The organism is Phenylobacterium sp. SCN 70-31 (assembly GCF_001724605.1).
In the GTDB taxonomy this organism is placed as follows: Bacteria; Pseudomonadota; Alphaproteobacteria; order Caulobacterales; family Caulobacteraceae; genus Phenylobacterium.
Map to the genome: position 1 here is coordinate 70,363 of NZ_MEEX01000012.1, position 21,813 is coordinate 92,175.

Below are 21,813 nucleotides of genomic sequence, written 5' to 3' on the forward strand. Positions count from 1 at the left end.
CCGCCTCAGCTACGGCCAAGTCTAAACCGGGCCTTAACCAAGGACTGGGTAAATCCTGCCTACCTGAGGGGGCGAGCGCGCCTGCGCGTCCCTCTCGCGTGTGGGGAAGGGGCCAGTCGCCTTGAATCAGTTCACGGCCTTGGTGCAGCGTTTCGGGGTCGGCCGCCTGGCCGCGATCCTCGGCATCGCCGCGGGCCTCGCCGCCGTCAGCGCCGCCATCTTCCTGAACCTGGGCCAGCCCAAGGCCCTGCTCTATTCCAACCTGGACCTGAAGGAGGCCGGCTCGATCACGACCGCGCTCGATCAGGCGGGCGTCAAATACGAGGTCAAGGGCGACGGCTCCACGATCATGGTGCCCCGGGATCAGGTGGCGTCGACCCGCCTGATGCTGTCGGGCAAGGGCCTGCCGACCGCGGGCTCGGTGGGCTACGAGATCTTCGACCAGGCCAATGCGCTGGGCCAGACCGACTTCGTCCAGCAGCTCAACCGCCAGCGCGCGCTGGAAGGCGAACTGGCCCGGACCATCCGCGGCCTGGAAGGCATCAGCGCCGCGCGCGTCCACCTCGTCCTGCCCCGGCGCCAGCTCTTCGAGAGCGAGGCCGAACAGCCTTCGGCGTCGGTGAACATCACCGTCGGGGGCCGCGATCCCAGCGCCGATCAGGTGCGGGCGATCCAGAACCTGGTCGCGGGCGCGGTGCCCAACATGAAACCCGACCGGGTCACGGTCGTGGACCAGCACGCCAAGACCCTGAGCGGCGGCGACGTGGGCATGGCCGCCGAGGCCGACGGCCGCAAGTCCGAGGTCGAGCAGCGCATCGCCAAGCAGGTGAAGAACCTGGTCGAAGGCGTGGTGGGCGCCGGCAAGGCGCGCGTCAACGTCTCGGCCGAGGTCGAGCTGGCGCGGGTGACCGTGCAGCAGGAGACCTTCGACCCCGACGGCCAGGTCATCCGGTCGGAAAGCACCAGCGAGGAAAGCGCCCGCGAGAACGACGCCAACGGCGTCGGCCAGGTGGGCGCCGCCGCCAACATCCCCGGCGCGCCGGGGTCGGACCTGGCCAACAACTCGTCCACGAGCGGCCGCACCGACTCGACGACGAACTACGAGATCTCGAAGACGGTCCGCACCGAGGTGCAGGAGCCCGGCCAGATCAAGCGCCTGTCGGTGGCGGTGGCCGTCGACGGGGCCACCGCCGCCCCGGGCGCGGACGGCAAGCCCGGCGCCTACACGCCCCGTTCGGCCGAGGAGATGCAACGCATCGAGCAGCTCGTCCGCACGGCGGTGGGCTTCAACCAGGACCGCGGCGACCAGGTGAGCGTCATCAACGTGCGGTTCCCGACCCCGGAGGCCACCGGCGGGGTCGAGGCGGCCAACCCCCTGATGGGCTTCGACAAGAACGACATCATGCGGGCGGTCGAACTGGCCGTGCTGGGCATCGTCGGCGTCCTGATGATCTTCTTCGTCGCCCGCCCGCTCCTGGGCGGCGGCAAGGGCAAGGGCGGCGCGCCGGGCGGCGGCGGCCTGATCGCCGCGGGTCCCATGGCCCAGCGCGTGATGGTCAGCCCGGACGGCCAGCCGATGCAGCTCGCCGCCGACGGCTCGGGCCAACTGGCCCTGCCCGGCCCGGACGGCGAGAGCCGGATCGACATGGCCCGCGTCGACGGTCAGGTCCGCGCCAGCGCCGTCAAGAAGGTCTCGGAATTCGTGGAGCGCCACCCCGACGAGTCGGTCGCGATCCTTCGCTCCTGGTTGCATGAGACGACCTGATGGCGGCCACCCGCAGCTCCGGCTCCAAAAACATCGTCGATCCTTCCCGACTGAACGGGGCGGAGAAGTGCGCCGTGGTCCTGCTGGCCCTCGGCGAGGAACACGCCCAGGTCTGGCAGTCGCTGGACGAAGAGGAGATCAAGGAGATCTCCCAGGCCATGGCCAGCCTCGGCACGGTGAGCGCCGGCGTGGTCGAGGAACTGCTGGTGGAGTTCGTCTCGGGCGCCTCGGGCACCGGGGCGATCATGGGCTCGTTCGAACAGACCCAGAAGCTGCTCACGTCCATCATGCCCCCCGACAAGGTGGACTCGCTGATGGAGGAGATCCGCGGCCCGGCCGGACGGACCATGTGGGACAAGCTGGGCAACGTGAACGAGGCCGTTCTCGCCAACTACCTGAAGAACGAATACCCGCAGACCGTCGCGGTGGTGCTGTCGAAGATCAAGTCCGAGCACGCCGCGCGCGTGCTGGCCGCTCTGCCCGAGGACTTCGCCCTGGAGTGCGTCATGCGGATGCTCCGCATGGAGCCGGTGCAGCGCGAGATCCTGGACAAGATCGAGCAGACGCTCCGGAACGAATTCATGTCGAACCTGGCGCGCACGTCGAAGCGCGACAGCCACGAAATGATGGCCGACATCTTCAACGCCTTCGACCGCCAGACGGAGTCGCGCTTCATCACCGCGCTGGAGGAGCGCAACCGCGAGGCGGCCGAGCGCATCCGCGCCCTGATGTTCGTGTTCGAGGACCTGTCGAAGCTGGATCCGGGCGGCGTCCAGACCCTGCTGCGCACGGTCGAGAAGGATCAGCTGGGCCTGGCCATGAAGGGCGCCTCGGACAGCCTGCGCGAGATGTTCTTCTCGAACATGTCGGAGCGGGCCGCGAAGATCATGCGCGAAGACATGGAAGGCATGGGCCCCGTCCGCCTGCGCGATGTCGACCAGGCCCAGATGAACATCGTCCAGGTCGCCAAGGACCTCGCCAACAAGGGCGAGATCATGCTGGCCGGCTCGGGCTCTGACGACGAACTGGTCTACTGATGTCCGAAGCCCTCGCCAGATTCGCCTTCGACACCGAGTTCGACGCCAAGGGCGGCGTGGCCTTCCAGGCGCCCCGGCCCAAGCGCCTGTTCCCGATCGAGGAGGTCGAGCAGATCCGCGAGGCCGCCCGCGCCGAAGGCGAGCGCGCCGCGCTGGCCGGAGTGGCGGCCCAGCAGGCGAACGCCCTGAGCCAGATCGCCGCCGCCTGCGCCCAGGCGCTGCCCCGGCTGGCCGAGGTGGCGCACGAGCACCGGCAGGGATCGGCCGGGCTGGCTCTGGCCTGCGCCCGCGCGATCGCCGACGCCGCGCTGGCGCGGTTCCCCGAAGCCCCGGTGCAGGCCGCGCTGGAATCCCTGGCCCGCGAGATCGACGCCCAGCCCCGGCTGGTGGTCTCGGCCGAGCCCGCCCTGGCCGAGGCCCTCGCGGGCGTCCTGGACGAGACCGCCCGCAACCTGGGCTTCGAGGGCGCCGTCGTGGTCAAGCCCGACGGAGCCTACGGACCCAACGCCTTCACCCTCGACTTCGGCGACGGCCAGGCGGCCTTCGACCCCGCCCAGGCCGCCGAACGCGTAACTCAGACCCTGATCGCGGCCCTGGCCGCCGAGGGCTTGCACGCCGAACCCCTCATCCCCGGCTCGGAGAGCTGAATCCCATGGCCGACGAAGACCTGAAACTCGACGAATTCGCCCCGGAGGACGGCGCGCTGGCCGACACCTTCGCCGAAGACAAGAACGCCGGCGACCTGGCGACCGTGTTCGACGTGCCCGTGGCCATCTCGGCCGTGCTGGGCCGCTCGTCGATGTCGGTGGCCCAGCTCCTCCAGCTGGGTTCGGGCTCGGTGCTGGAGCTGGACCGCAAGGTCGGCGAGGCCATCGACATCTATGTGAACAACCGCCTGGTGGCCCGCGGCGAGGTCGTCATCGTCGACGATCGCCTGGGCGTGACCATGACCGAAATCATCAAGGACGGCGACACGCAGGCCTGAACGGCGGCGTGGACAGAGGAGTTATACGGATGCGGCTTCTGGTCGTCGGAAAACTGAGCGGGCAGCTCTCCACCGCCGTGAAGATGGCGATGAGCGCAGGCGCCAAGGTGAGCCACGTCGAAACCATCGAGGCGGCCACCCACGCGCTCCGCGCGGGCCAGGGCGCGGACCTGCTGATGGTCGACTACGACCTGGACATCGCGGGCCTGATCTCGGCCAACGAGGCCGAGCGGATCCGGGCGCCGGTGGTGGCCTGCGGCATCGCCGCCGACCCGAAGCGCGCGGCCGACGCCATCCGCGCCGGAGCCAAGGAGTTCATCCCCCTTCCCCCAGAGGCCGAGCTGATCGCGGCGGTCCTGTCGGCCGTCAGCGACGACAACCGCCCGATGGTGGTGCGCGACCCGGCCATGCAGCAGGTCATCCAGCTGGCCGATCAGGTGGCGCCGTCGGACGCCTCGATCCTGATCACCGGCGAGAGCGGCGTGGGCAAGGAAGTCATCGCCCGGTACGTCCACCAGAAGTCGCGCCGGGCCGGCAAGACGTTCATCTCGGTCAACTGCGCCGCCATCCCCGAAAACCTGCTCGAGAGCGAACTGTTCGGCCACGAGAAGGGCGCCTTCACCGGCGCGCTCGCCCGCCGGATCGGCAAGTTCGAAGAGGCCAACGGCGGCACGCTGCTGCTGGACGAGATCAGCGAGATGGACGCCCGTCTCCAGGCCAAGCTGCTGCGGGCCATCCAGGAACGCGAGATCGACCGCGTGGGCGGCAGCAAGCCGGTCAAGGTCGACATCCGCATACTGGCCACCTCGAACCGCGACCTGGCGCAGGCCGTGAAGGAGGGGACCTTCCGCGAGGACCTGCTCTATCGCCTGAACGTCGTGAACCTGCGCCTGCCGGCCCTGCGCGAGCGGCCCGGCGACGTCATCGCCATGGCCGAGTTCTTCGTGAAGAAGTACGCCGCCGCCAACGGCATGGGCGAGAAGCCGCTGAGCCCCGAAGCCAAGCGGCGCCTGGCGGCCCACCGCTGGCCCGGCAACGTTCGCGAGCTGGAAAACGCCATGCATCGCGCGGTGCTGCTCGCGATCGGCCCCGAGATCGACGAGACCGCCATCCGCCTGCCGGACGGCCAGCCGCTGGCCCCCGCCGACGCCCACGCCCGCACCGCCCAGGCCGCCGCCGCCGCCGCCGAGACCGCCACCCGCTCGTTCGTCGGCCAGACCGTCGCCGAGATGGAGCAGACGCTGATCATCGAGACCCTGGAACACTGCTTCGGCAACCGCACGCACGCGGCCAACATCCTGGGCATCTCGATCCGGACGCTGCGCAACAAGCTGAAGGAATACACCGAGGCCGGCGTCCCGGTCCCCGCACCGCAGATGGGGGCGAGCGCGGCGTGACCCCCGCGCGGCGCCCTGGCCCTGCGCGCCGGTCAGTCCTGGCCGGCGGCGCGGCCGCCCTGCTGGGCGGCGCCAGCGACGCGGCGGCGGCGCCAGCATGGGCGTCGCTGGAGGCCCGGGTCGGCGGTCGGCTGGGCGTCTTCGGCGTCAATTCGGGCAACGGCCGCACCTTCGGCTGGCGCGCCGACGAACGGTTTCCGATGTGCTCGACCTTCAAGGGCCTCCTGGCCGGCGCGGTGCTGGCCAGGGTGGACGCCAGGCGCGAACGGCTGGACCGTGAGGTCCAGCTGTCGCCCGCGGACATGGTGGCCCACGCCCCGGTGACGTCGCGCTACCTCGCCGCCGGCGCCGTCCGGGTCGAAACCCTCTGCCAAGCCATCGTCGAGGTGAGCGACAATCCAGGCGCGAACCTGCTGCTGAAGACCCTGGGCGGCCCCCGCGGCTTCACCCGCCACATCCGCGCGCAGGGCGACCGGGCGACGCGCCTGGACCGCTACGAGACCGAGCTGAACAGCGCGATCCCCGGCGACCCGCGCGACACCACCACGCCCGCCGCCATGGTCGGCAGCTATCGCCGCCTGCTGCTCGGCCCGGCGCTCACGCTCGCGTCGCGCCGACGGCTGGCCGGATGGATGGAGGCCGCCTCAACCGGGCTCACGCGGCTGCGGGCCGACCTCCCGGCCGGCTGGCGCGCGGGCGACAAGACCGGCAGCGGCGCCCACCACACCGCCAACGACGTGGCCATCCTGTGGCCGCCCGCGGGCGCGCCGATCCTCGTCGGCTGCTTCTCCACCCAGGCGACCGCGCCCGAGGCGCGCGACGCCGTGATGGCCGGGATCGGTCGCCTCGCCGCGGAAACCCTCGCCTGATGTCCGACGTCCGCCCCACCTATCGCTACGACACGGCGCCGACCGCCCGCGACCTGATGAGCATGGTCATGCGCGGCGAAGTCGCGATGGCCCTGGGCATCGTGGGCATCGTCGTCCTCCTGATCCTGCCCATCCCGGCGTTCCTGCTGGACGTTCTGCTGTCGATCTCGATCGCGATGTCGATCCTGATCCTGATGACGTCGATCCTGATCAAGAAGCCGCTGGAGTTCACGGCCTTTCCCACCGTGCTGCTGGTGGCGACGCTGTACCGGCTGGCCCTGAACATCGCCACGACCCGCCTGATCCTGAGCCACGGGCACGAGGGCTCGCACGGGGCGGGCGCCGTCATCGACACCTTCGGCCGCCTGATGATGGGCGGCAACTTCGCCATCGGGGTGATCGTCTTCATCATCCTGGTGATCGTGAACTTCGTGGTCATCACCAAGGGTTCGGGCCGGATCGCCGAGGTGGCGGCCCGCTTCACCCTGGACAGCCTGCCCGGCAAGCAGATGGCCATCGACGCCGATCTCTCGGCCGGCCTGATCGACCAGGACGAGGCCAAGAAGCGCCGCAAGGAACTGGAGCAGGAGAGCACCTTCTTCGGCGCCATGGACGGCGCGTCCAAGTTCGTGCGCGGCGACGCCATCGCCGGCCTGGTGATCCTGGCCGTCAATGTCATCGGCGGCATCCTGATCGGCGTGCTGCAACACGACGTGCCGCTGGCCCAGGCGTTCTCCAGCTACACGATCATGTCGATCGGCGACGGCCTGGTCAGCCAGATCCCCGCGCTGATCATCTCGATCGCCGCCGGCTTCCTGGTCTCGAAGGCCGGGGTCGAGGGCTCGGCCGACAAGGCGCTGGTGACCCAGATGGCCACCAACCCGGTCAGCCTGGGCATGGTCTCGGCCGCCGCGGGCGTGCTGGCCATCATCCCCGGAATGCCGCTCATCCCCTTCGCGGCCCTGTCGGTGGGCGCGGGCGCCCTGGCGTGGCGCCGCTCGCAGCAGGCGGCGCAGCCCCCGGCGGTCGAGATCGAGCCCGTGGCCGCCGAGCCGGAAGAGGAGCCGATCGCCCAGACCCTGGCGATCGACGAGATCAAGATCGAGCTGGGCTACGGCCTGCTGCCGCTGATCAACGACCTGGAAGGCCGCCGGCTCACCGACCAGATCAAGGCCCTGCGGCGCACGCTGGCCGCCGACTTCGGCTTCGTGATGCCCTCGGTGCGCATCCTGGACAACATGCGCCTGCCGTCGATGGGCTACGCCATCCGGATCAAGGAGATGGAGGCCGGCGCCGGCGAGGTGCGGATCGGCTCGCTGATGGCCATGGACCCGCGCGGCGCCCAGGTGGAACTGCCCGGCGAGCACGTGAAGGAGCCGGCGTTCGGCCTGCCGGCCACCTGGATCGACGACGCCCTGCGCGAGGAAGCCACCTTCCGCGGCTACACCATCGTGGACCCGGCCACGGTGATGACCACGCACCTGACCGAGATCCTGAAGGAGAACATGCCCGACCTGCTCACCTACGCCGAGGTCCAGAAGCTGCTGAAGGACCTGCCGGACGAGCAGAAAAAGCTGTCGGAAGACCTGATCCCGAGCGTGGTCTCGGCGACCACCGTGCAGCGCGTGCTCCAGGCCCTGCTGCGCGAGCGGGTGTCGATCCGCGACCTGGGCGCCATCCTGGAAGGGATCGGCGAAGCCGCGCCGCACACCGCCTCGATCACCAACCTGGTCGAACAGGTCCGCGGCCGGCTGGCCCGGCAGCTCTGCTACGCCTACCGCGGCGACGACGGGGCCCTGCCGATCGTCACGCTCTCGGCCGAGTGGGAGCACGCGTTCTCCGAGGCCCTGGTCGGGACGGGGGAAGAGAAGCAACTGGCCCTGGCGCCGTCGCGGCTTCAGGAGTTCATCCGGGGCGTGCGCGAGACCTTCGAGCGCGCCGCGCTGGCCGGCGACACGCCCGTGCTCCTGACCAGCCCGACCATCCGGCCCTATGTTCGCTCCATCATCGAGCGTTTCCGCGGTCAGACCCCGGTGATGAGCCAGAACGAGGTTCACCCCCGGGCGCGGCTGAAGACGGTCGGCGCGATATAGGCCTCGTCGTCCCGGGAGGCGGCGGGCCTCCCGCCGGTCGGCGCTCGACCGGGAGACTTGAGGGGAACGCATGAACACGCGGATTTTCGGACGCGTCACGCTGGCCGCCGCCGCGGCGCAGGTGGGCATGGTCGTGGCCGGGCATTATTCCGCCCCGATCCGCGACAACCTGTTCGCCCTGGGGGGCATGGGCATCTCGATGCTGGCGGGGCTGTTCTACGCCCGGATCCGGGGCGGCGGCTGGGCGGACAGCCTCGTGGGCGGCCTGCTCAGCGGCGGCGCGTGCGCGTTCCTGGGGATCGGCGTCTCCGTCTTCCTGGGCGACGTCCCGATCTCGCTGCTGGCGTTCGGCACGGCCGGATCGGCCATCGCCGGACTGATCGGAGGCGCCGCCGGACGCCTCACGGCGCCCCGGCCCGGACCCTAGAGCGCGCCGTCGGCGTTGCAGCGGGACGTCCCGGCTGATAGCGGTTCGGGCCTCGGCTTGGAGACTCGGGTTTCGGATGCGGCGACCAACTCAGCGACCCCAGGGCTCGGGCGGACGGTTCTTCTGGGACCTGCTGACCTTCGAGCGGCTGATCACCGGCACGCTCGTCCACCTCGTCTACTGGGCCGGGCTCGGCATCATCGGGGTGATGGCGTTCGGCGTGCTGGGCGCCTCGATCGGCGTGGCCATCCGCGAGGGCGGATGGGGCATCCTGCTGGCGTTCGGCGTGCTGGCCGTCGGCCTGCTGGGCGTGTTCGTGGCCGTGCTGCTGTGGCGGGCGTTCTGCGAGTTCTACGTCACGATCTTCAAGATCAGCGACGATCTGTCGGTCCTGCGCCAGGACGTGGAGCGCGAACGCGCCGGACGATAGGCGCGATTCGCCGCCCGTCCGGTCGCTCCGTCGCGGTTCAGAATTCCAGCACGATCTTGCCGAAGTGCTCGCCCCCGGCCATGGCGGCGAAGGCCGCGGGCGCCTCGGTGAACGGAAACACCTTGTCCACCACCGGCTCGATCCGATGCAGTTCGATCGCGCGGCACATGGCCTCGAACATGTCGCGCGACCCGACCGAGAGGCCCTGAAGCCGGGCGGAATTGCCGATCAGCGTCGCGGGATTGAACGGCTCGCCCGCGCCCGCGACCACGCCGATGACGGCGATGTGCCCGCCCACCTTGATGGCCTTCATGCTCTCGTGAATCGTCCCGCCGCCGCCGACCTCCATGATGAAGTCCGCGCCCCGGCCGCCCGTCGCGGCGCGCACCGGGCCCGACCACGCCGGCGTCGTGCGATAGTTCACCAGGTGATCGGCCCCGAGCGCCTGGGCCCGACCCAGCTTCTCGTCCGACGACGAGGTGACGATCGTGCGGTAGCCCGCGGCGTGGGCGAACTGGAGGCCGAAGATCGAGACGCCGCCCGTGCCCTGAAGAACCACGGTGTCGCCGGGGTCGAGCCGGGCGTCCTGGAACACGCCGCGCCAGGCCGTCAGCGCCGCGCAGGGCAATGTCGCCACCTGATGGTCCGTGAGGAACGCGGGGACCTTGGACAGGCCCTCCTGGCTGAACACCTGGAGTTCCGAACCCGCGCCCGGGATCGGGAAGCCCAGAGCGGACATCAGCTTCTCCACGGTCGGCGGCCCCGACACCCAGTTCTGGAAGAACAGGGTCGCAACCCGGTCGCCCACGACGAACCGGGTCACCCCCTCGCCCACGGCCTCGACCACGCCGCAGCCGTCGGAGAACGGGGTGATGACATCGTTCGTCGACGCGGCCCCGCGACCGTACATGCCGTTGACCATCAGGAGGTCGCGGTAGTTCAGCGACACCGCCTTCATCCGCACCAGCACCTGGCCGTGGCCGGGCTTCGGATCGGGCAGGTCCACCACCTTGATGGCGTTGGGCCCCCACGGGGCGGCGACGTTCAGCGCACGCATGTTTTGTCCTCCACTGGCCGGGCATGATGACGAGACGGCGGCGCCCCGGGCAACCTTGTCCCCACGTCAGGATCGCGCGACGTCAATCCCGGAGAGGCGCATCAGGACCGCGCGAGGGGCAGCACCGGCCGTTCGCCCCACTGGTCGGGGTCGTGGCCGAACACCATCACCGTTTCGGGGGCGCGCAAGGCCAGGAGCGACTCCAGGGAGCGGTTCATCGCCGCGTGATCCGAGATGGCCGGGAAGCGCCGGCTCTCGACGACGCCGGCGTGGTAGCAGGCGTCGCCCACGAGGATGTGGTCTCCGGCCGCGCTCCGGACCCGTAGCGACTGGTGTCCCGGCGTGTGGCCGAAGCTGGGGACACAAACGGCCGCGCCATCGCCGAACAGGTCGTGTTCACCATCCACCAGACGCACCTCGTGGCCCAGGTCGAAGTACCGCTTTCGCAGGCCGTAACGCTGGGAGAGCGCGGGCTCGAACCCGGCCTCCCACTCGCGCCGCTGCACCACCAGGGTCGCATTGGGCAGCTCGCGCAGCCCCCCGGCGTGATCGAAATGCAGATGGGAGAGCACCACGTAGCGCACCCGGAGGGGATCGACGTCGAGGGCGTGGAGTCGCTGCGTCACGGTCTCGGCCGGCGTCAGGCTGACGTCCATGCCCAGAGGACGCAGGGCCCGCAGGTAGCTCTCCTCCGGATCGCACATGGCCGCCGGCAGGCCGCAGTCGAACAGCGCGACACCGTCGGGATGCTCCAGCACGTAGAACGGGATCGGGACCGAGACCCGCTCGGCGTCCATCCCCATGCCCTCGCCGGAACTGTGGAACTGGCCGCAGACGCAGCCGAAGAGGTTGAGGCCCATGCCGCGAGCCTACGCCGGATCCAGGCGGCGCACACCATAGAGCCGCAGGGCGCCCATCAGTCCGGCCAGCGCCATCGCCGACATCAGCAGGTAGCCCTGGGCGCCGAAGCGGTCGAACAGCGGCCCGGAGATCATCGTCGCCACCCCCATCAGCACGCCGGCCGACAGCGCCGAGTTGATCGTCTGGGCCGCCGAGGCGTTGCGCGGGGTGGAGAGGCGCTCTACGAGCTGGAGCGAGGCGAGGAAGGTCGCCGCATAGCTGAACACGTGCAGCGTCTGGAGCGGGAACAGCGCCCACAGGGGCGGCGAGAACGCCAGGGCCGTCCAGCGGACGACCGCCGCGACGCCGCCGATCACCAGCAGGTTCCGGGGCCCGATCTTCCGACGCCAGGGCTCCATGAACCACATGAACGCCACCTCCACGACGACGCCGACGCTCCACAGCACGCCCGTCAGGCTCTCGGGCAGGCCCTGCTGCTTCCACGCCAGGGTCGAGAACCCGTAGTAGAAGGCGTGCGCCGACTGGATCAGCCCCACCGAGACGGCCGCGGTGAGGAAGGCCGGGTCGCGCAGAAGCTCGCCCAGGCCGGCGAACCGGTCGGACGCGCGGACGGTCTGGCCACCTTCGTGCACGGGATCGGGCGGCAGCAGGTAGCGCGCGGCGAGCGCGCTCAGCGCCACGGCGGCGGTGATCCAGACCAGGACGAGGTCGGGCGTCCCCCAGGTCAGCAGGGCGCCCACCACGATGTTGGCCACGATGAAGGCCACCGAGCCGATCCCGCGCGGCCAGCCGTAGTTGAAGCCGTCGGTGCGCGCACGGTTCAGGACGATCACGTCGGCCAGGGGCGACAGGGTGGCGAACGCCGACGAGGCCACGAACCAGACGACCGTCCAGCCGGCGAAACCCAGCGGCAGCGCCATCGCCGCATAGGCCGCGGTCACGCCCAGGCTCATCACCATCAACGCGGTGCGGCGCAGCCGGAAGCTGTCGGCCCAGACCGCGATCAGCGGCGCCGTGAACACCCGCGCCAGCATCGGCAGCGACAGGATCAGCCCGATCTGCGCGCCCGAGAGGCCCCGGTCGGCGAACCACAGGGGCATGTACGGCGAACTGGCGCCCGTGCCGACGAACAGCGCCGAATAGAAGAGGCCGAGACGCACCGGGAGCGACATGGAGCATCGCATACCGGGAGTCGCCCGCCGCCCGTGAGCCCGCCTTCCGCGCGCGAGCCATAGACGGCGCGGCCGTCGCGTCTAAAGTCTCCTGAACAGCGATAAGGGAGGCGCGGCATGGCCGGAGCCAACAGCCGGGACCGGCAGCTTCGGGAGCGGGCGGCCGCGGTGATCCCGGGCGGGATGTACGGGCATCAGTCGGTGGGCCTGCTGCCGGACGACTATCCCCAGTTCTTCGAGCGCGGCGAAGGGGCCCACATCTGGGACGCGGACGGGCGGCGTTACCTGGACTTCATGTGCGCCTATGGCCCCAACCTGTTCGGATACGCCCATCCCGAGATCGACGCCGCGTTCGTCCGCCAGCTGGGCCAGGGCGACACGCTGACCGGCCCCACCGGCCTGATGGTCGAGCTGGCCGAGGCGCTGACGGCCCTGGTCTCACACGCCGACTGGGCGATCTTCTGCAAGAACGGCACCGACGCCACGACCATGGCGCTCACCACGGCGCGGGCGCATACGAAGCGGCGTACGGTGATCCGGGCCAACGGCGCCTATCACGGCGCCCTGCCCTGGTGCACGCCCCGGCCCGCGGGCGTGATCCCGTCCGACCGGGCGCACCAGATCTTCTGCGACTACAACGACCCGGCCAGCCTGGAGGCTGCGGCGGCGCAGGCCGGCGACGATCTGGCCGCCATCTTCGCCGCGCCGTTCCGCCACGACGCCTTCGTCGACCAGGCAGAGCCCGATCCCGCCTACGCCCGCAAGGCCCGCGACCTGTGCGACCGCACCGGCGCGCTGCTGGTGGTGGACGAGGTGCGCGCCGGCTTCCGCCTGTCGCGCGACTGTTCCTGGAGCCGGATCGGCGTGCAGCCCGACCTGTCCACCTGGGGCAAGTGCGTGGCCAACGGCCATCCGCTGTCGGTGATGCTCGGGTCGGACAAGGCCCGCGCCGCGGCTGCGTCGATCTATGTGACCGGCTCGTTCTGGTTCCAGGCGGCGACCATGGCCGCGGCGCTGGAGACGCTGCGGCTGATCCGCGAGACCGACTATCTGGAGCGCATCACGGCGCTGGGCGAGACCCTCCGCGCCGGCCTGGCCGAGCGCGCGGCGGCGGCCGGCTTCGGCTTCCGCCAGACCGGGCCCTCGACCCTGCCGCTCTTCCTGTTCGACGACGACCCGGACCTCAGGAAGGGGTTCTGCTGGTCGTCCGAGATGCTGGCGCGAGGCGTCTACGTACACCCCTGGCACAACATGTTCCTCTGCGCCGCGATGACCGAGACCGACATCGCCCAGACGCTGGACGCCGCCGAGGGCGCCTTCGCCGCGCTCAAACGCCAGGCGCCCGGGCTCGCGCCGGTCGAGAAACTCGCCTTCCTCTCCGCCGGAGCCCGATGATGGACGACTATTCCGAATACGACGGCCTGGGCCTGGCCGAGCTGGTCCGGTCGAAGCAGGTCTCGCCCGCCGAACTGACGGAAGCCGCGATCGCCCGCGTCGAGCGTCACAACCCGAGCCTGAACGCCGTGGTCTACAAGGGCTACGACGACGCCCGGCGCGACGCCGCCGGTGACCTGCCCGACGGGCCGTTCCGGGGCGTGCCGTTCCTGATCAAGGACCTGGGGATGCCCGTCGCCGGCTGGCCACGGAGCTGCGGCAGCCGTTTCGCCCGCGGACTGACGGACGCCGAGGACGGGGGACTGACCGCCCGCTACCGCCAGGCCGGCGTCGTCCTGGTGGGCAAGACCAACACCCCCGAGTACGGCATCACCGGCACCACCGAGAGCGCCGAACTGGGGCCCTGCCGCAACCCGTGGAACCCGGGCCACATCTCGGGCGGCTCGTCCGGAGGCTCGGCCTCGGCGGTGGCGGCGGGCATCGTCCCGCTGGCGCACGCCTCGGACGGACTGGGCTCGATCCGGATTCCCGCCGCCTGCTGCGGCCTGGTAGGGCTGAAGGTCACGCGCGACCGCAACCCCAACCTGCCCGACGGCTTCGACTATGCGCTGGGCAATGTGGTGGACCACGTCGTCACCCGCACCGTGCGCGACAGCGCCGCCATGCTGGACGCCACCGGCTATCCCGACCCGTACGCCTCCTATCCCGCCCCGCCGAAGGATCGGCCCTACATGGAGGAGATCCAGCGCAGTCCCGGTCGCCTGCGCATCGCCTGGTCGTCCGAGACGCCGGCGGGGCGACCCATCGACGCCGAGATCCAGGCCGCGCTCGAACGCACCGCCGTCCTGCTGAAGGGCCTGGGCCACGAGGTGGTGGAGAAGGGACTGGGTGTGGACTACCGCGCCCTCTTCGCCTCGCGCGGGGCCGCCGCCGCGGCCAACTTCGCCGCCGGCATGGACCGCCTGATCGAACAGCTCGGCCGCGAGCCCGAGCCGGACGAGCTCGAGCCGCTCACCTGGGCCACGCTGAAGGCGGGTCGCCGCCAGACCGGCGCAGACGCCATGCGCTCGCTCCAGGAGACGCGGATGCTCAACCGGCGCACGCTCGCGTTCTTCGAGGCCGTGGACATCTACCTGACGCCCGTGCTGGGGACGCCCGTGCCCGAGATCGGCTTCATCGACCCGGTCAACCTGGAGCCCAGGGAGGTCAACCGCCGCCAGGCGCGGGTCTTCCCCTACACGCCGCCGTTCAATTTCTCGGGCCAACCGTCGATGAGCCTTCCCATCGAGACCGACTCGGGCGGTCTTCCGGTCGGCATGATGTTCACCGCCCGGTACGCCGACGAGGCCGTCCTGTTCCGACTGGCCGCCCAGCTGGAGAAGGAAGCGCCCTGGAAGGATCGCCGGCCGCAGGTGTGGGGCTGAGGAATTCGGGGGATCCATGGGAGTCTGGACGCGTCGCAACTGGATGACGCTGGCGGCGGCCGGCGGCTTCATCGCCGTGGCGGTGGGGGCCTTCGCGACCCACGGCGTCCAGGACCCCAAGGCGCAGGAGTGGCTGCGCACGGGCGCCATGTACGGGTTCATGCACACCATGGCGACCTTCGCCTGCGCCACCTTCATGAACATCGGCGCGCGGCGCGCCCGGCTGGCGCCGCCCTTCTTCCTGGGCGGGGTGGTGCTGTTCTCGGGCTCGCTCTACGCCATGGCCCTGGGCGCGCCCCGCTGGCTGGGGATGGTCACCCCCGTCGGCGGGCTGATGTTCCTGGCGGGCTGGGCGATCCTTGTCGTGGCCGCTCGCGGAATCGACCCCCAGGGTTGAAGCTCGGAAACGAGCCTCAGGGCTGCGGCTTCGGCAGCGCCAGCCGGTGGAGCGCGAGCGCCGAGCCGGTGAGGGACACCAGCATCACGACCGCCATCGGCCGGGCGGTGCCGTCGTGGAACGCGCCGGCGAGGCTGGCCGCCAGGGCGCCCACCGCGAACGACGCCGCACCCGAGAGCGCCGACGTCGATCCGGCCCGCAACGGATCCACGCTGAGCGCGCCGGCCATCGTGTTGCCCTGCATGAAGCCGAAGCTGGCCAGCAGCACGAACAGCAGCGGCAGCACGCTCCACCGTTCGCCCCATCCGGTGACCGCGGCCAAGACCAGCAGGACCGCGACGCCCACCGCGATCAGGCTGACCCGCGCCAGCACCCGATCCGGCGTCACGCGGCGCAGGATCCACCGGTTCACCTGGCCCGCGCCGATGACGGCGACGGCGTTCAGGCCGAAGACCCAGGGGAACACGGCGGGCGAAAGGCCATAGGCGCCCATCATCAGGCCGGGCGACGAGGCGATATAGGTGAAGAGCGTGGCGCCGTTCAGGGCGCCGGCCAGGGCGTAGCCGACCAGGCGCGGCTGGCGGATCAGGGCCAGGTAGGATTGCAGCGGATTCTCGCTGGCCGCCTGAATCGCCGCGGCCTCGGATCGCGACTCCCGCAGCCGCGTCAGCACGGCGGCCGTGATCAGAACGCCGAACACGGCCTGGAACCAGAAGCTGCTGGACCAACCGCCGAACGCCAGCAGCAGGCTTCCCAGGATGGGCGCCAGGATCGGCGCGAGCCCCATGATCAGCATCATCAGGCTGAGCACCCGCGCCGTCTCGGTGTGGTCGAACAGGTCGCGGACCACGGCGCGCGCCACCACGCCGCCGGCGCAGGCGCCCAGGGCCTGGACGAAGCGGCCCGCCAGCAGGAACTCGATCGTGGGCGCCAGCGCGCAGGCCACCGATGCGACGGCGAAGATCGCCGTTCCGATCAGGAGGGGCGGCCGACGGCCCACCCGGTCGGCCCAGGGGCCGTAGAACACCTGGCCGATCGCCATGCCCGCCAGGAAGGCGGCGACGGTGGCCTGGGTCGCCGCGGGGCTGGCGTTCAGATCCGCGCCGATCGCCGGCAGGGTCGGCAGGTACATGTCGATGGCCAGTGGGCCCATCGCGGTGATGGCCCCCAGCAGCACGACGAGCCCCCAGGGCGTGGCGGGGGGCGAACCGGAAGGCGAAGACTCTTTGGCGGACGTCACGGCGCCTGCCCTACTGGGTCGGTGGGAGTTCAACAAGCCAGGAGAACCGCCGATGTCCGCGCTGGAGACCATGATGCCCGCCGTGAAGCGCGCGGCGGTGAACGGCGTCGAAATCGCCTACTACGAGGCCGGGCCGCGGGAGGGCGTCCCCATCGTCTTCAGCCACGGCTTTCCCGAACTGGCGTTCTCGTGGCGCCACCAGATCCAGGCGCTGGCCGACGCCGGCCGCTGGGTGATCGCGCCCGACCAGCGCGGCTACGGCCTCTCGTCGAAGCCGGACCGGGTGGAGGACTACGGCATCGACAAGCTCACCGGGGATCTGGCGGGACTGCTCGATCACGTGGGCGCGGAGACAGCCGTCTTCTGCGGCCACGACTGGGGCGGGTTCGTCGTATGGCAGATGCCGTTCATGCATCCGGAGCGGGTGGCGGGCGTCATCGGCCTGAACACGCCCTTCTCGCCGCGGGCGCCGGCCGACCCCATCGCCATCATGCGCAAGCGCTTCGGGCCGGACATGTACATCGTCTGGTTCCAGACGCCGGACGAGCCGGAAGCGGTGCTGGGCGCCGACACGACGCGAACCCTGTCGTTCTTCATGCGCAAGCCGATGGATCCGGCGGCGGCCGCCGCGGCCATGACCGCCGCTGCGGCGTCGGGCTCCACGTTCGCCTTCCGGGACCTGCTCAAGGCCTGGGACGGCACGTCCGGCGGCGAGCCGTTGTTGCCCCCCGACGAACTGGCGGTCTTCGCCGACGCCTTCCGCGAGGGCGGCTTCTTCGGCCCGGTGAGCTGGTATCGCAACTTCACGCGGAACTGGGAGATGACCGAAGGACAGGCGACGCGCATCGACGGCGTCCCCTGCCTGATGATCACGGCCGAGCGGGACGCGGTCCTGCCGCCATCGGCGGCCGAGCCCATGCCCGGGTTCATCGGCGATCTGGAAACGCACATGGTGGCCGGTTCCGGCCATTGGACGCAGCAGGAGAAGCCCGCGGAGGTCAACCGGCTGATCCTGGACTGGCTGGAGAGGCGGTTCCCGAAGTAGAAAGGGGCATGGACCGCACCGCCCCGGCGCTCACCGTCTCGACCTCCGCCCATCGGCGAGGCCTCTTCCGCGAGAGCGAGCCGTTCTCCAGCGGCTGGCTGCCGACCGGCGGACCGCACGAGATCTTCTACGAGGAGTGCGGCAATCCGACCGGCAAGCCGTGCGTGATCCTGCACGGCGGGCCGGGCGGCGCGATCAACCCCACCATGCGGCGGTTCTTCGATCCGGCGAAGTGGCGGATGGTCCTGTTCGACCAACGCGGCTGCGGCCGGAGCCGACCCAACGCCAGTCTGGAGGACAACACCACCTGGACCCTGATCGAAGACATCGAGCGCCTGCGCGTCCGCCTCGGGATCGAAAAGTGGTGCGTGTTCGGCGGATCGTGGGGCTCCACCCTGGCTCTGGCCTACGCCATCAAGCACCCCGAGCGGGTCGAGAGCCTGGTGCTGCGGGGCGTGTTCCTGGTGACGGCGCGCGAGTTGCGCTGGTTCTACCAGGACGGGGCCTCGATGATGTTCCCGGACGCCTGGGCCCGCTTCTGCGCGCCGATCCCCCTCGAGGAGCGCGGGGACATGATGGCCGCCTATCACCGGCGGCTGACCCATCCCGACCGCCGCGTCCAGGCCGAGGCGGCGGCCGCCTGGAGCCAATGGGAGGGCGACACGATCTCGATCCGCGGCCCCGAGGCGCGGCCGTCCAAGTTCAACGAGATCGACTTCGCCATCGCGTTCGCGCGCATCGAGTGCCACTACTTCGTCAACGGCGGCTTCTTCGACACCCCCGACTGGCTGATCGAGAACGCCCACGTGCTGAAGGACATCCCCGGCTGGATCGTCCAGGGCCGCTTCGACGTGGTGACCCCGCTGGAAAGCGCCTGGCGGCTCCGGAACGCGTGGCCGACCGCGCGCTTCGAGGTGGTCTGGGACGCGGGCCACGCCTCGACCGAGCCGGGCGTCGTGGACGCCCTGGTCCGGGCGACCGATCAGGCGTTGCGGATCTGACGCCCCGCGCGCTTCCCTTCCGCCGGGCGGAAGGGACATCGCACGTCACACGAAGCTGCCCTTGCCGCTGGTCACCTCCGAGTAGCGGTGGACGCGCACCGACTGGACGAGGCCGAAGCCGATCATCACGGTCAGCATGACGGTGCCGCCGTAGCTCAGCATCGGCATGGGCACGCCCACGACCGGCGCCAGCCCCATGACCATCGCCCCGTTGATCAGCATGTAGACGGTGAAGGTGGCGGTGACGCCGGCCGCGGCCAGCCGGCCGAAATGGCTGTGGCTGACATAGGCGGTCCGCAACGCCATGAAGATCGCCGCGGCGTAGAGAACCAGCACCGAGACGCAGCCCACGAACCCGAACTCCTCGGCGAGCGCGGCGAAGATGAAGTCGGTCTGCTTCTCGGGCAGGAAGTTGAGCTGGCTCTGCGAACCCAGGCCGTAGCCCTTGCCGAGCGCGCCGCCCGAACCCAGGGCGATCATCGACTGGAGGATGTGATAGCCGGCCCCGGACGGATCGCTCTCCGGGTCCAGGAAGGTCATGACCCGCTGGCGCTGGTAGGGGTGCATCACGAACGCGACAAACGGCGGTACGATCGCCATGAAGAGCGCGACGCCCGCCCCGATGATCTTCCACGAAAGGCCGGCCAGGACCACGATCGCCACGCCCGTCATCAGGATGAGCATGGCCGTGCCCAGGTCGGGCTGGTGCGCCACCAGCAGCACCGGCGCGGCGATCATCGCCGTCGGAACCAGCAGCCACCAGGAGAGCCGCGCCCGCTCGGCCGAGACGCCGTGATAGAGCCGCGCCAGCGCCAGCACGATCCCCAGCTTCATCACCTCGGACGGCTGGAAACTGAACCCGCCGATAGAGAGCCATCGCTGAGCGCCCAGGCGAACGTCGCCCGCCACCTCGACCGCCACCAGCAGCAGCAGGCCCACCGCGTAAAGCGGATAGGCGATGGCGAACCACACCCGGATGTCGATCACCGCGAGGACCAGCAACAACAGCAGGCAGATGCCGAACCTCGACGCATGGTTCCAGGCCCACGGCTGCCACGAGGAGCCGGCGATCGAGAACAGCATCAGCGAACCGGCGCCCGCGATCAGGCAGAGCACCAGCACGAACAGCCAGTCGATCTCGGACAGCTTGACGACCAGGCGGTCGCGTTCGCCGGGCCGGGTGAGAGCGGAGGCGGTCATGCGGGCCGTCCTCGGGCGGTCGGCGTCGCCGGCGCGGACGCGGGTATCGGGTCTCCGTCGGGCGTCAGCAGCGTCGGCGGATCGGGCAGCAGGTCCAGCTCGGGATCGGGCGTCATCTGGGGCATCGGCAGCGGCTTCTGCACGCGGGCCAGGATCTCGGGATCCTTCAGCAGGGCCGTCCGCATGATCTCGCGCGCCCGGGGGGCGGCGGCGGTGGAGCCGCCCATGCCGTGCTGCACGATCACCGCCAGGGCGTAGCGCGGCTCGTCGATCGGCGCGAAGGCCACGAACAGGCCGTGGTCGCGCAGCCGCCAGGGACCGCCCTTTCCGCGATGGCCGCCCTTGTCGTAGTTGCGCACCTGGGCCGTCCCGGTCTTGCCGGCCATGGTGATGTCGCCAAGGCCGAGCTGGCTGGCGCGCCAGGCGGTGCCGCCCACATCGGTCACCGCGGCCATGCCCCGCCGGACGTAGGCGATATGGTCGGGATCGAACGGAAGGTCGGGGACATCCGAGCCGCGCGGCCGCTCCCTGCCGCCCACCGACATGACGAGGCGGGGGTTCAGGGCCTTCTGCGCATTGGCCAGCCGGGCGGTCATGACGGCGAGTTGCAGACAGTTCACCTGGAGGTAGCCCTGGCCGATCGCGTACGAGAGGTTCTCGCCCGGCCACCATTCGGCCTGGGCGGGGTTCTTGGCGAAGTAGCTCTTCTTCCAGGCCCGGTCCGGGACCGTCCCCTTCTTCTGCCCGGGGATTCCGATGTCGAACACCTGACCCAGGCCGAACGCGCGCGCCGCCTCGGCGATGCGGTCGGGCCCGACCCGGAGCGACATGGCGTAGAAGTAGGTGTCGCAGGAGTTCTTGATGGCGTCGTGCAGGTTCTGGGAGCCGTGCCCGCCGCGCTTGTGGCAGTGGAAGAAGCGGCCGCCGAAGTTCATCCCGCCGCCGCAGCCCACCCGCTCTTCAGGGCTGATCCCGGCGTTCAGGATCGCCAGCGCCGTCATCATCTTGAAGGTGGAGCCCGGCGGGTAGAGGCCCGACAGGCACTTGTCGAGCAGCGGACGTCGCTCGTAGTTCGCCAGCGCCCGGTACTCGCCCCCGGTCAGGCCGCGCACGAAGCGGTTGGCGTCGAACGAGGGGGCCGAGGCCATGCAGAGGATGTCGCCGGTGCGGCAGTCCATCATCACCGCGCCGCCGCTCTCCTCGCCGAACACCTCCAGCGCGCGGTTCTGGATATCGACGTCCAGGGTGAGCTGGATCTCCTGGCCGGGAATGGCCGCGATGTCGCCGCCGTCATCGTGGCCCACCTCGCGGCCGTTGGCGTCCACCTCGACCTTGCGCGCGCCGGGCCGGCCGCGGAGTTCGAGGTCGAAGGCCTTTTCCACCCCCTGCTTCCCGATGCGGAAGCTGGGATGCATCATGATCGGGTCGGCGTTTGGGCCGGTGGCGGCGATGTCCTCGCGGTTCACCTTGGCCACATAGCCGATCACGTGGGCGAAGGCGCCGCCGTGGGGATAGACCCGCACCTCGCCCATGTCGGCGGTGACGCCCGGCAGCTCGGGCGCCCGGATGTTGATGGCGGAGAACTGCTCCCAGCTCATGTCCTCCATCACCGAGACCGGCGCGCGCCGGGGGGCGCTGTTGATGTCGCGCAGCAGCCGGCGCTGGCGCGCATCGGTCAGAGGAACGAACTCGGCCAGGGTCTTGATGGTGGTCTCGGTGTCGAGGCCGGTGTCGCGGGCCACCAGAAGACGGAAGTTGGGGCGGTTGGCCGCCAGGACCGCGCCGTTGCGGTCCACGACAACGCCGCGCGGCGCCGGCGCGAGCTTGAAGTTGAACTGGTTCGACGTGGCCAGCTTCTCGAACCGTTCGGTCTGGTAGAGCTGGAGATAGGCCAGCCGTGCGGTGAGCGCGCCGATCCCCAGCCCGGCGCAGGCCCCCAGCAGGATGGCGCGCCGATGGAACACGCCCTGCCGTTCGTTGACCTCCTCGAAGAAGATGGCGGGTTGGGTCATGGGCCT

The 21,813-nt window shown here is 70.5% G+C and carries 20 protein-coding genes; 14 read left to right on the top strand and 6 right to left on the bottom strand.

Going from position 1 to position 21,813, the window contains the following annotated elements; translation table 11 throughout:
• Positions 1-121 precede the first annotated feature (121 nt).
• The 9 genes from fliF (at position 122) to ABS78_RS11165 (ending at position 9,003) form a co-directional block, all read left to right on the top strand.
• Positions 122-1,765 carry a flagellar basal-body MS-ring/collar protein FliF gene (gene fliF / locus ABS78_RS11125; protein WP_293378632.1) on the top strand — a complete coding sequence of 548 codons (1,644 nt, stop codon included), beginning with the start codon at positions 122-124 and terminating at the stop codon, positions 1,763-1,765.
• Entirely contained in the window at positions 1,765-2,802 is a 1,038-nt protein-coding gene (gene fliG, locus ABS78_RS11130) for a flagellar motor switch protein FliG (protein ID WP_293378635.1), read from the top strand. The genes fliF and fliG overlap by 1 nt, the downstream gene beginning before the upstream one ends.
• Positions 2,802-3,449: a flagellar assembly protein FliH gene (locus tag ABS78_RS11135; RefSeq protein ID WP_293378638.1), complete on the top strand. Its 648-nt coding sequence runs from the start codon at positions 2,802-2,804 to the stop codon at positions 3,447-3,449. Before fliG ends, ABS78_RS11135 begins: the two co-directional genes overlap by 1 nt.
• Before the next feature lie 5 nt (positions 3,450-3,454).
• Entirely contained in the window at positions 3,455-3,787 is a 333-nt protein-coding gene (gene fliN, locus ABS78_RS11140; protein WP_293378641.1) for a flagellar motor switch protein FliN, read from the top strand.
• A 29-nt stretch (positions 3,788-3,816) separates the two neighbouring features.
• On the top strand, positions 3,817-5,184 hold the full coding sequence (locus ABS78_RS11145) for a sigma-54 dependent transcriptional regulator (protein WP_293378644.1): 1,368 nt from the start codon (positions 3,817-3,819) through the stop codon (positions 5,182-5,184).
• Positions 5,181-6,053, top strand: a complete 873-nt coding sequence (gene bla / locus ABS78_RS11150; RefSeq protein ID WP_293378647.1) for a class A beta-lactamase — start codon at positions 5,181-5,183, stop codon at positions 6,051-6,053. The genes ABS78_RS11145 and bla overlap by 4 nt, the downstream gene beginning before the upstream one ends.
• Positions 6,053-8,146, top strand: coding sequence for a flagellar biosynthesis protein FlhA (gene flhA / locus ABS78_RS11155; protein ID WP_293378649.1), 2,094 nt, complete (start codon positions 6,053-6,055; stop codon positions 8,144-8,146). The genes bla and flhA overlap by 1 nt, the downstream gene beginning before the upstream one ends.
• Before the next feature lie 70 nt (positions 8,147-8,216).
• The gene (locus tag ABS78_RS11160; protein WP_293378652.1) at positions 8,217-8,573 is read left to right on the top strand and encodes a hypothetical protein; all 357 of its coding nucleotides are present in this window, start codon (positions 8,217-8,219) and stop codon (positions 8,571-8,573) included.
• Between the two features lie 76 nt (positions 8,574-8,649).
• Positions 8,650-9,003 (top strand): DUF4282 domain-containing protein, encoded by a 354-nt coding sequence (locus ABS78_RS11165; protein ID WP_293378655.1) that lies wholly within the window; start codon positions 8,650-8,652, stop codon positions 9,001-9,003.
• Positions 9,004-9,040: 37 nt separating this feature from the next.
• On the opposite strand, the gene ABS78_RS11170 is transcribed toward ABS78_RS11165, so the two are convergent.
• The 3 genes from ABS78_RS11170 to ABS78_RS11180 all read right to left on the bottom strand — a co-directional run bounded on the left by ABS78_RS11170 (position 9,041) and on the right by ABS78_RS11180 (position 12,093).
• Positions 9,041-10,060, bottom strand: coding sequence for an NAD(P)-dependent alcohol dehydrogenase (locus tag ABS78_RS11170; protein WP_293378658.1), 1,020 nt, complete (start codon positions 10,058-10,060; stop codon positions 9,041-9,043).
• Between the two features lie 101 nt (positions 10,061-10,161).
• Positions 10,162-10,920, bottom strand: coding sequence for an N-acyl homoserine lactonase family protein (locus ABS78_RS11175; RefSeq protein ID WP_293378661.1), 759 nt, complete (start codon positions 10,918-10,920; stop codon positions 10,162-10,164).
• A 9-nt stretch (positions 10,921-10,929) separates the two neighbouring features.
• On the bottom strand, positions 10,930-12,093 hold the full coding sequence (locus ABS78_RS11180) for an MFS transporter (protein ID WP_293378664.1): 1,164 nt from the start codon (positions 12,091-12,093) through the stop codon (positions 10,930-10,932).
• Positions 12,094-12,210: 117 nt separating this feature from the next.
• On the opposite strand from ABS78_RS11180, the gene ABS78_RS11185 reads away from it, so the two are divergent.
• Genes ABS78_RS11185 through ABS78_RS11195 form a run of 3 tightly spaced genes read left to right on the top strand, consistent with a single transcriptional unit; the run spans position 12,211 to position 15,309 of the window.
• Positions 12,211-13,488 carry an aminotransferase class III-fold pyridoxal phosphate-dependent enzyme gene (locus tag ABS78_RS11185; protein ID WP_293378667.1) on the top strand — a complete coding sequence of 426 codons (1,278 nt, stop codon included), beginning with the start codon at positions 12,211-12,213 and terminating at the stop codon, positions 13,486-13,488.
• Positions 13,488-14,912 carry an amidase gene (locus ABS78_RS11190; RefSeq protein WP_293378670.1) on the top strand — a complete coding sequence of 475 codons (1,425 nt, stop codon included), beginning with the start codon at positions 13,488-13,490 and terminating at the stop codon, positions 14,910-14,912. Before ABS78_RS11185 ends, ABS78_RS11190 begins: the two co-directional genes overlap by 1 nt.
• Before the next feature lie 16 nt (positions 14,913-14,928).
• On the top strand, positions 14,929-15,309 hold the full coding sequence (locus ABS78_RS11195) for a DUF423 domain-containing protein (RefSeq protein WP_293378673.1): 381 nt from the start codon (positions 14,929-14,931) through the stop codon (positions 15,307-15,309).
• Positions 15,310-15,325: 16 nt separating this feature from the next.
• Here the strand turns inward: ABS78_RS11195 and ABS78_RS11200 are convergent, their stop codons facing one another.
• Positions 15,326-16,549, bottom strand: coding sequence for a multidrug effflux MFS transporter (locus tag ABS78_RS11200; protein WP_293378676.1), 1,224 nt, complete (start codon positions 16,547-16,549; stop codon positions 15,326-15,328).
• 52 nt (positions 16,550-16,601) lie between these two features.
• On the opposite strand from ABS78_RS11200, the gene ABS78_RS11205 reads away from it, so the two are divergent.
• Together ABS78_RS11205 and pip are read left to right on the top strand one after the other, a co-directional pair.
• Positions 16,602-17,594, top strand: coding sequence for an alpha/beta hydrolase (locus ABS78_RS11205; RefSeq protein WP_293378679.1), 993 nt, complete (start codon positions 16,602-16,604; stop codon positions 17,592-17,594).
• Positions 17,595-17,602: 8 nt separating this feature from the next.
• The gene (gene pip, locus ABS78_RS11210) at positions 17,603-18,595 is read left to right on the top strand and encodes a prolyl aminopeptidase (RefSeq protein ID WP_293378682.1); all 993 of its coding nucleotides are present in this window, start codon (positions 17,603-17,605) and stop codon (positions 18,593-18,595) included.
• A 45-nt stretch (positions 18,596-18,640) separates the two neighbouring features.
• On the opposite strand, the gene rodA is transcribed toward pip, so the two are convergent.
• Positions 18,641-19,795, bottom strand: coding sequence for a rod shape-determining protein RodA (gene rodA, locus ABS78_RS11215; RefSeq protein WP_293378685.1), 1,155 nt, complete (start codon positions 19,793-19,795; stop codon positions 18,641-18,643).
• Entirely contained in the window at positions 19,792-21,807 is a 2,016-nt protein-coding gene (mrdA, locus tag ABS78_RS11220) for a penicillin-binding protein 2 (protein ID WP_293378689.1), read from the bottom strand. The genes rodA and mrdA overlap by 4 nt, the downstream gene beginning before the upstream one ends.
• Positions 21,808-21,813: the final 6 nt, after the last annotated feature.

Coding starts and splice junctions, on each gene's coding strand:
- fliG (WP_293378635.1), top strand. CDS start 1,765: ATGGCGGCCACCCGCAGCTCCGGCTCCAAAAACATCGTCGATCCTTCC.
- ABS78_RS11180 (WP_293378664.1), bottom strand. CDS start 12,093: ATGTCGCTCCCGGTGCGTCTCGGCCTCTTCTATTCGGCGCTGTTCGTC.
- rodA (WP_293378685.1), bottom strand. CDS start 19,795: ATGACCGCCTCCGCTCTCACCCGGCCCGGCGAACGCGACCGCCTGGTC.
- ABS78_RS11135 (WP_293378638.1), top strand. CDS start 2,802: ATGTCCGAAGCCCTCGCCAGATTCGCCTTCGACACCGAGTTCGACGCC.
- ABS78_RS11190 (WP_293378670.1), top strand. CDS start 13,488: ATGGACGACTATTCCGAATACGACGGCCTGGGCCTGGCCGAGCTGGTC.
- ABS78_RS11165 (WP_293378655.1), top strand. CDS start 8,650: ATGCGGCGACCAACTCAGCGACCCCAGGGCTCGGGCGGACGGTTCTTC.
- ABS78_RS11185 (WP_293378667.1), top strand. CDS start 12,211: ATGGCCGGAGCCAACAGCCGGGACCGGCAGCTTCGGGAGCGGGCGGCC.
- ABS78_RS11145 (WP_293378644.1), top strand. CDS start 3,817: ATGCGGCTTCTGGTCGTCGGAAAACTGAGCGGGCAGCTCTCCACCGCC.
- ABS78_RS11175 (WP_293378661.1), bottom strand. CDS start 10,920: ATGGGCCTCAACCTCTTCGGCTGCGTCTGCGGCCAGTTCCACAGTTCC.
- ABS78_RS11170 (WP_293378658.1), bottom strand. CDS start 10,060: ATGCGTGCGCTGAACGTCGCCGCCCCGTGGGGGCCCAACGCCATCAAG.
- ABS78_RS11205 (WP_293378679.1), top strand. CDS start 16,602: ATGTCCGCGCTGGAGACCATGATGCCCGCCGTGAAGCGCGCGGCGGTG.
- flhA (WP_293378649.1), top strand. CDS start 6,053: ATGTCCGACGTCCGCCCCACCTATCGCTACGACACGGCGCCGACCGCC.
- fliN (WP_293378641.1), top strand. CDS start 3,455: ATGGCCGACGAAGACCTGAAACTCGACGAATTCGCCCCGGAGGACGGC.
- ABS78_RS11160 (WP_293378652.1), top strand. CDS start 8,217: ATGAACACGCGGATTTTCGGACGCGTCACGCTGGCCGCCGCCGCGGCG.
- pip (WP_293378682.1), top strand. CDS start 17,603: ATGGACCGCACCGCCCCGGCGCTCACCGTCTCGACCTCCGCCCATCGG.
- mrdA (WP_293378689.1), bottom strand. CDS start 21,807: ATGACCCAACCCGCCATCTTCTTCGAGGAGGTCAACGAACGGCAGGGC.
- ABS78_RS11195 (WP_293378673.1), top strand. CDS start 14,929: ATGGGAGTCTGGACGCGTCGCAACTGGATGACGCTGGCGGCGGCCGGC.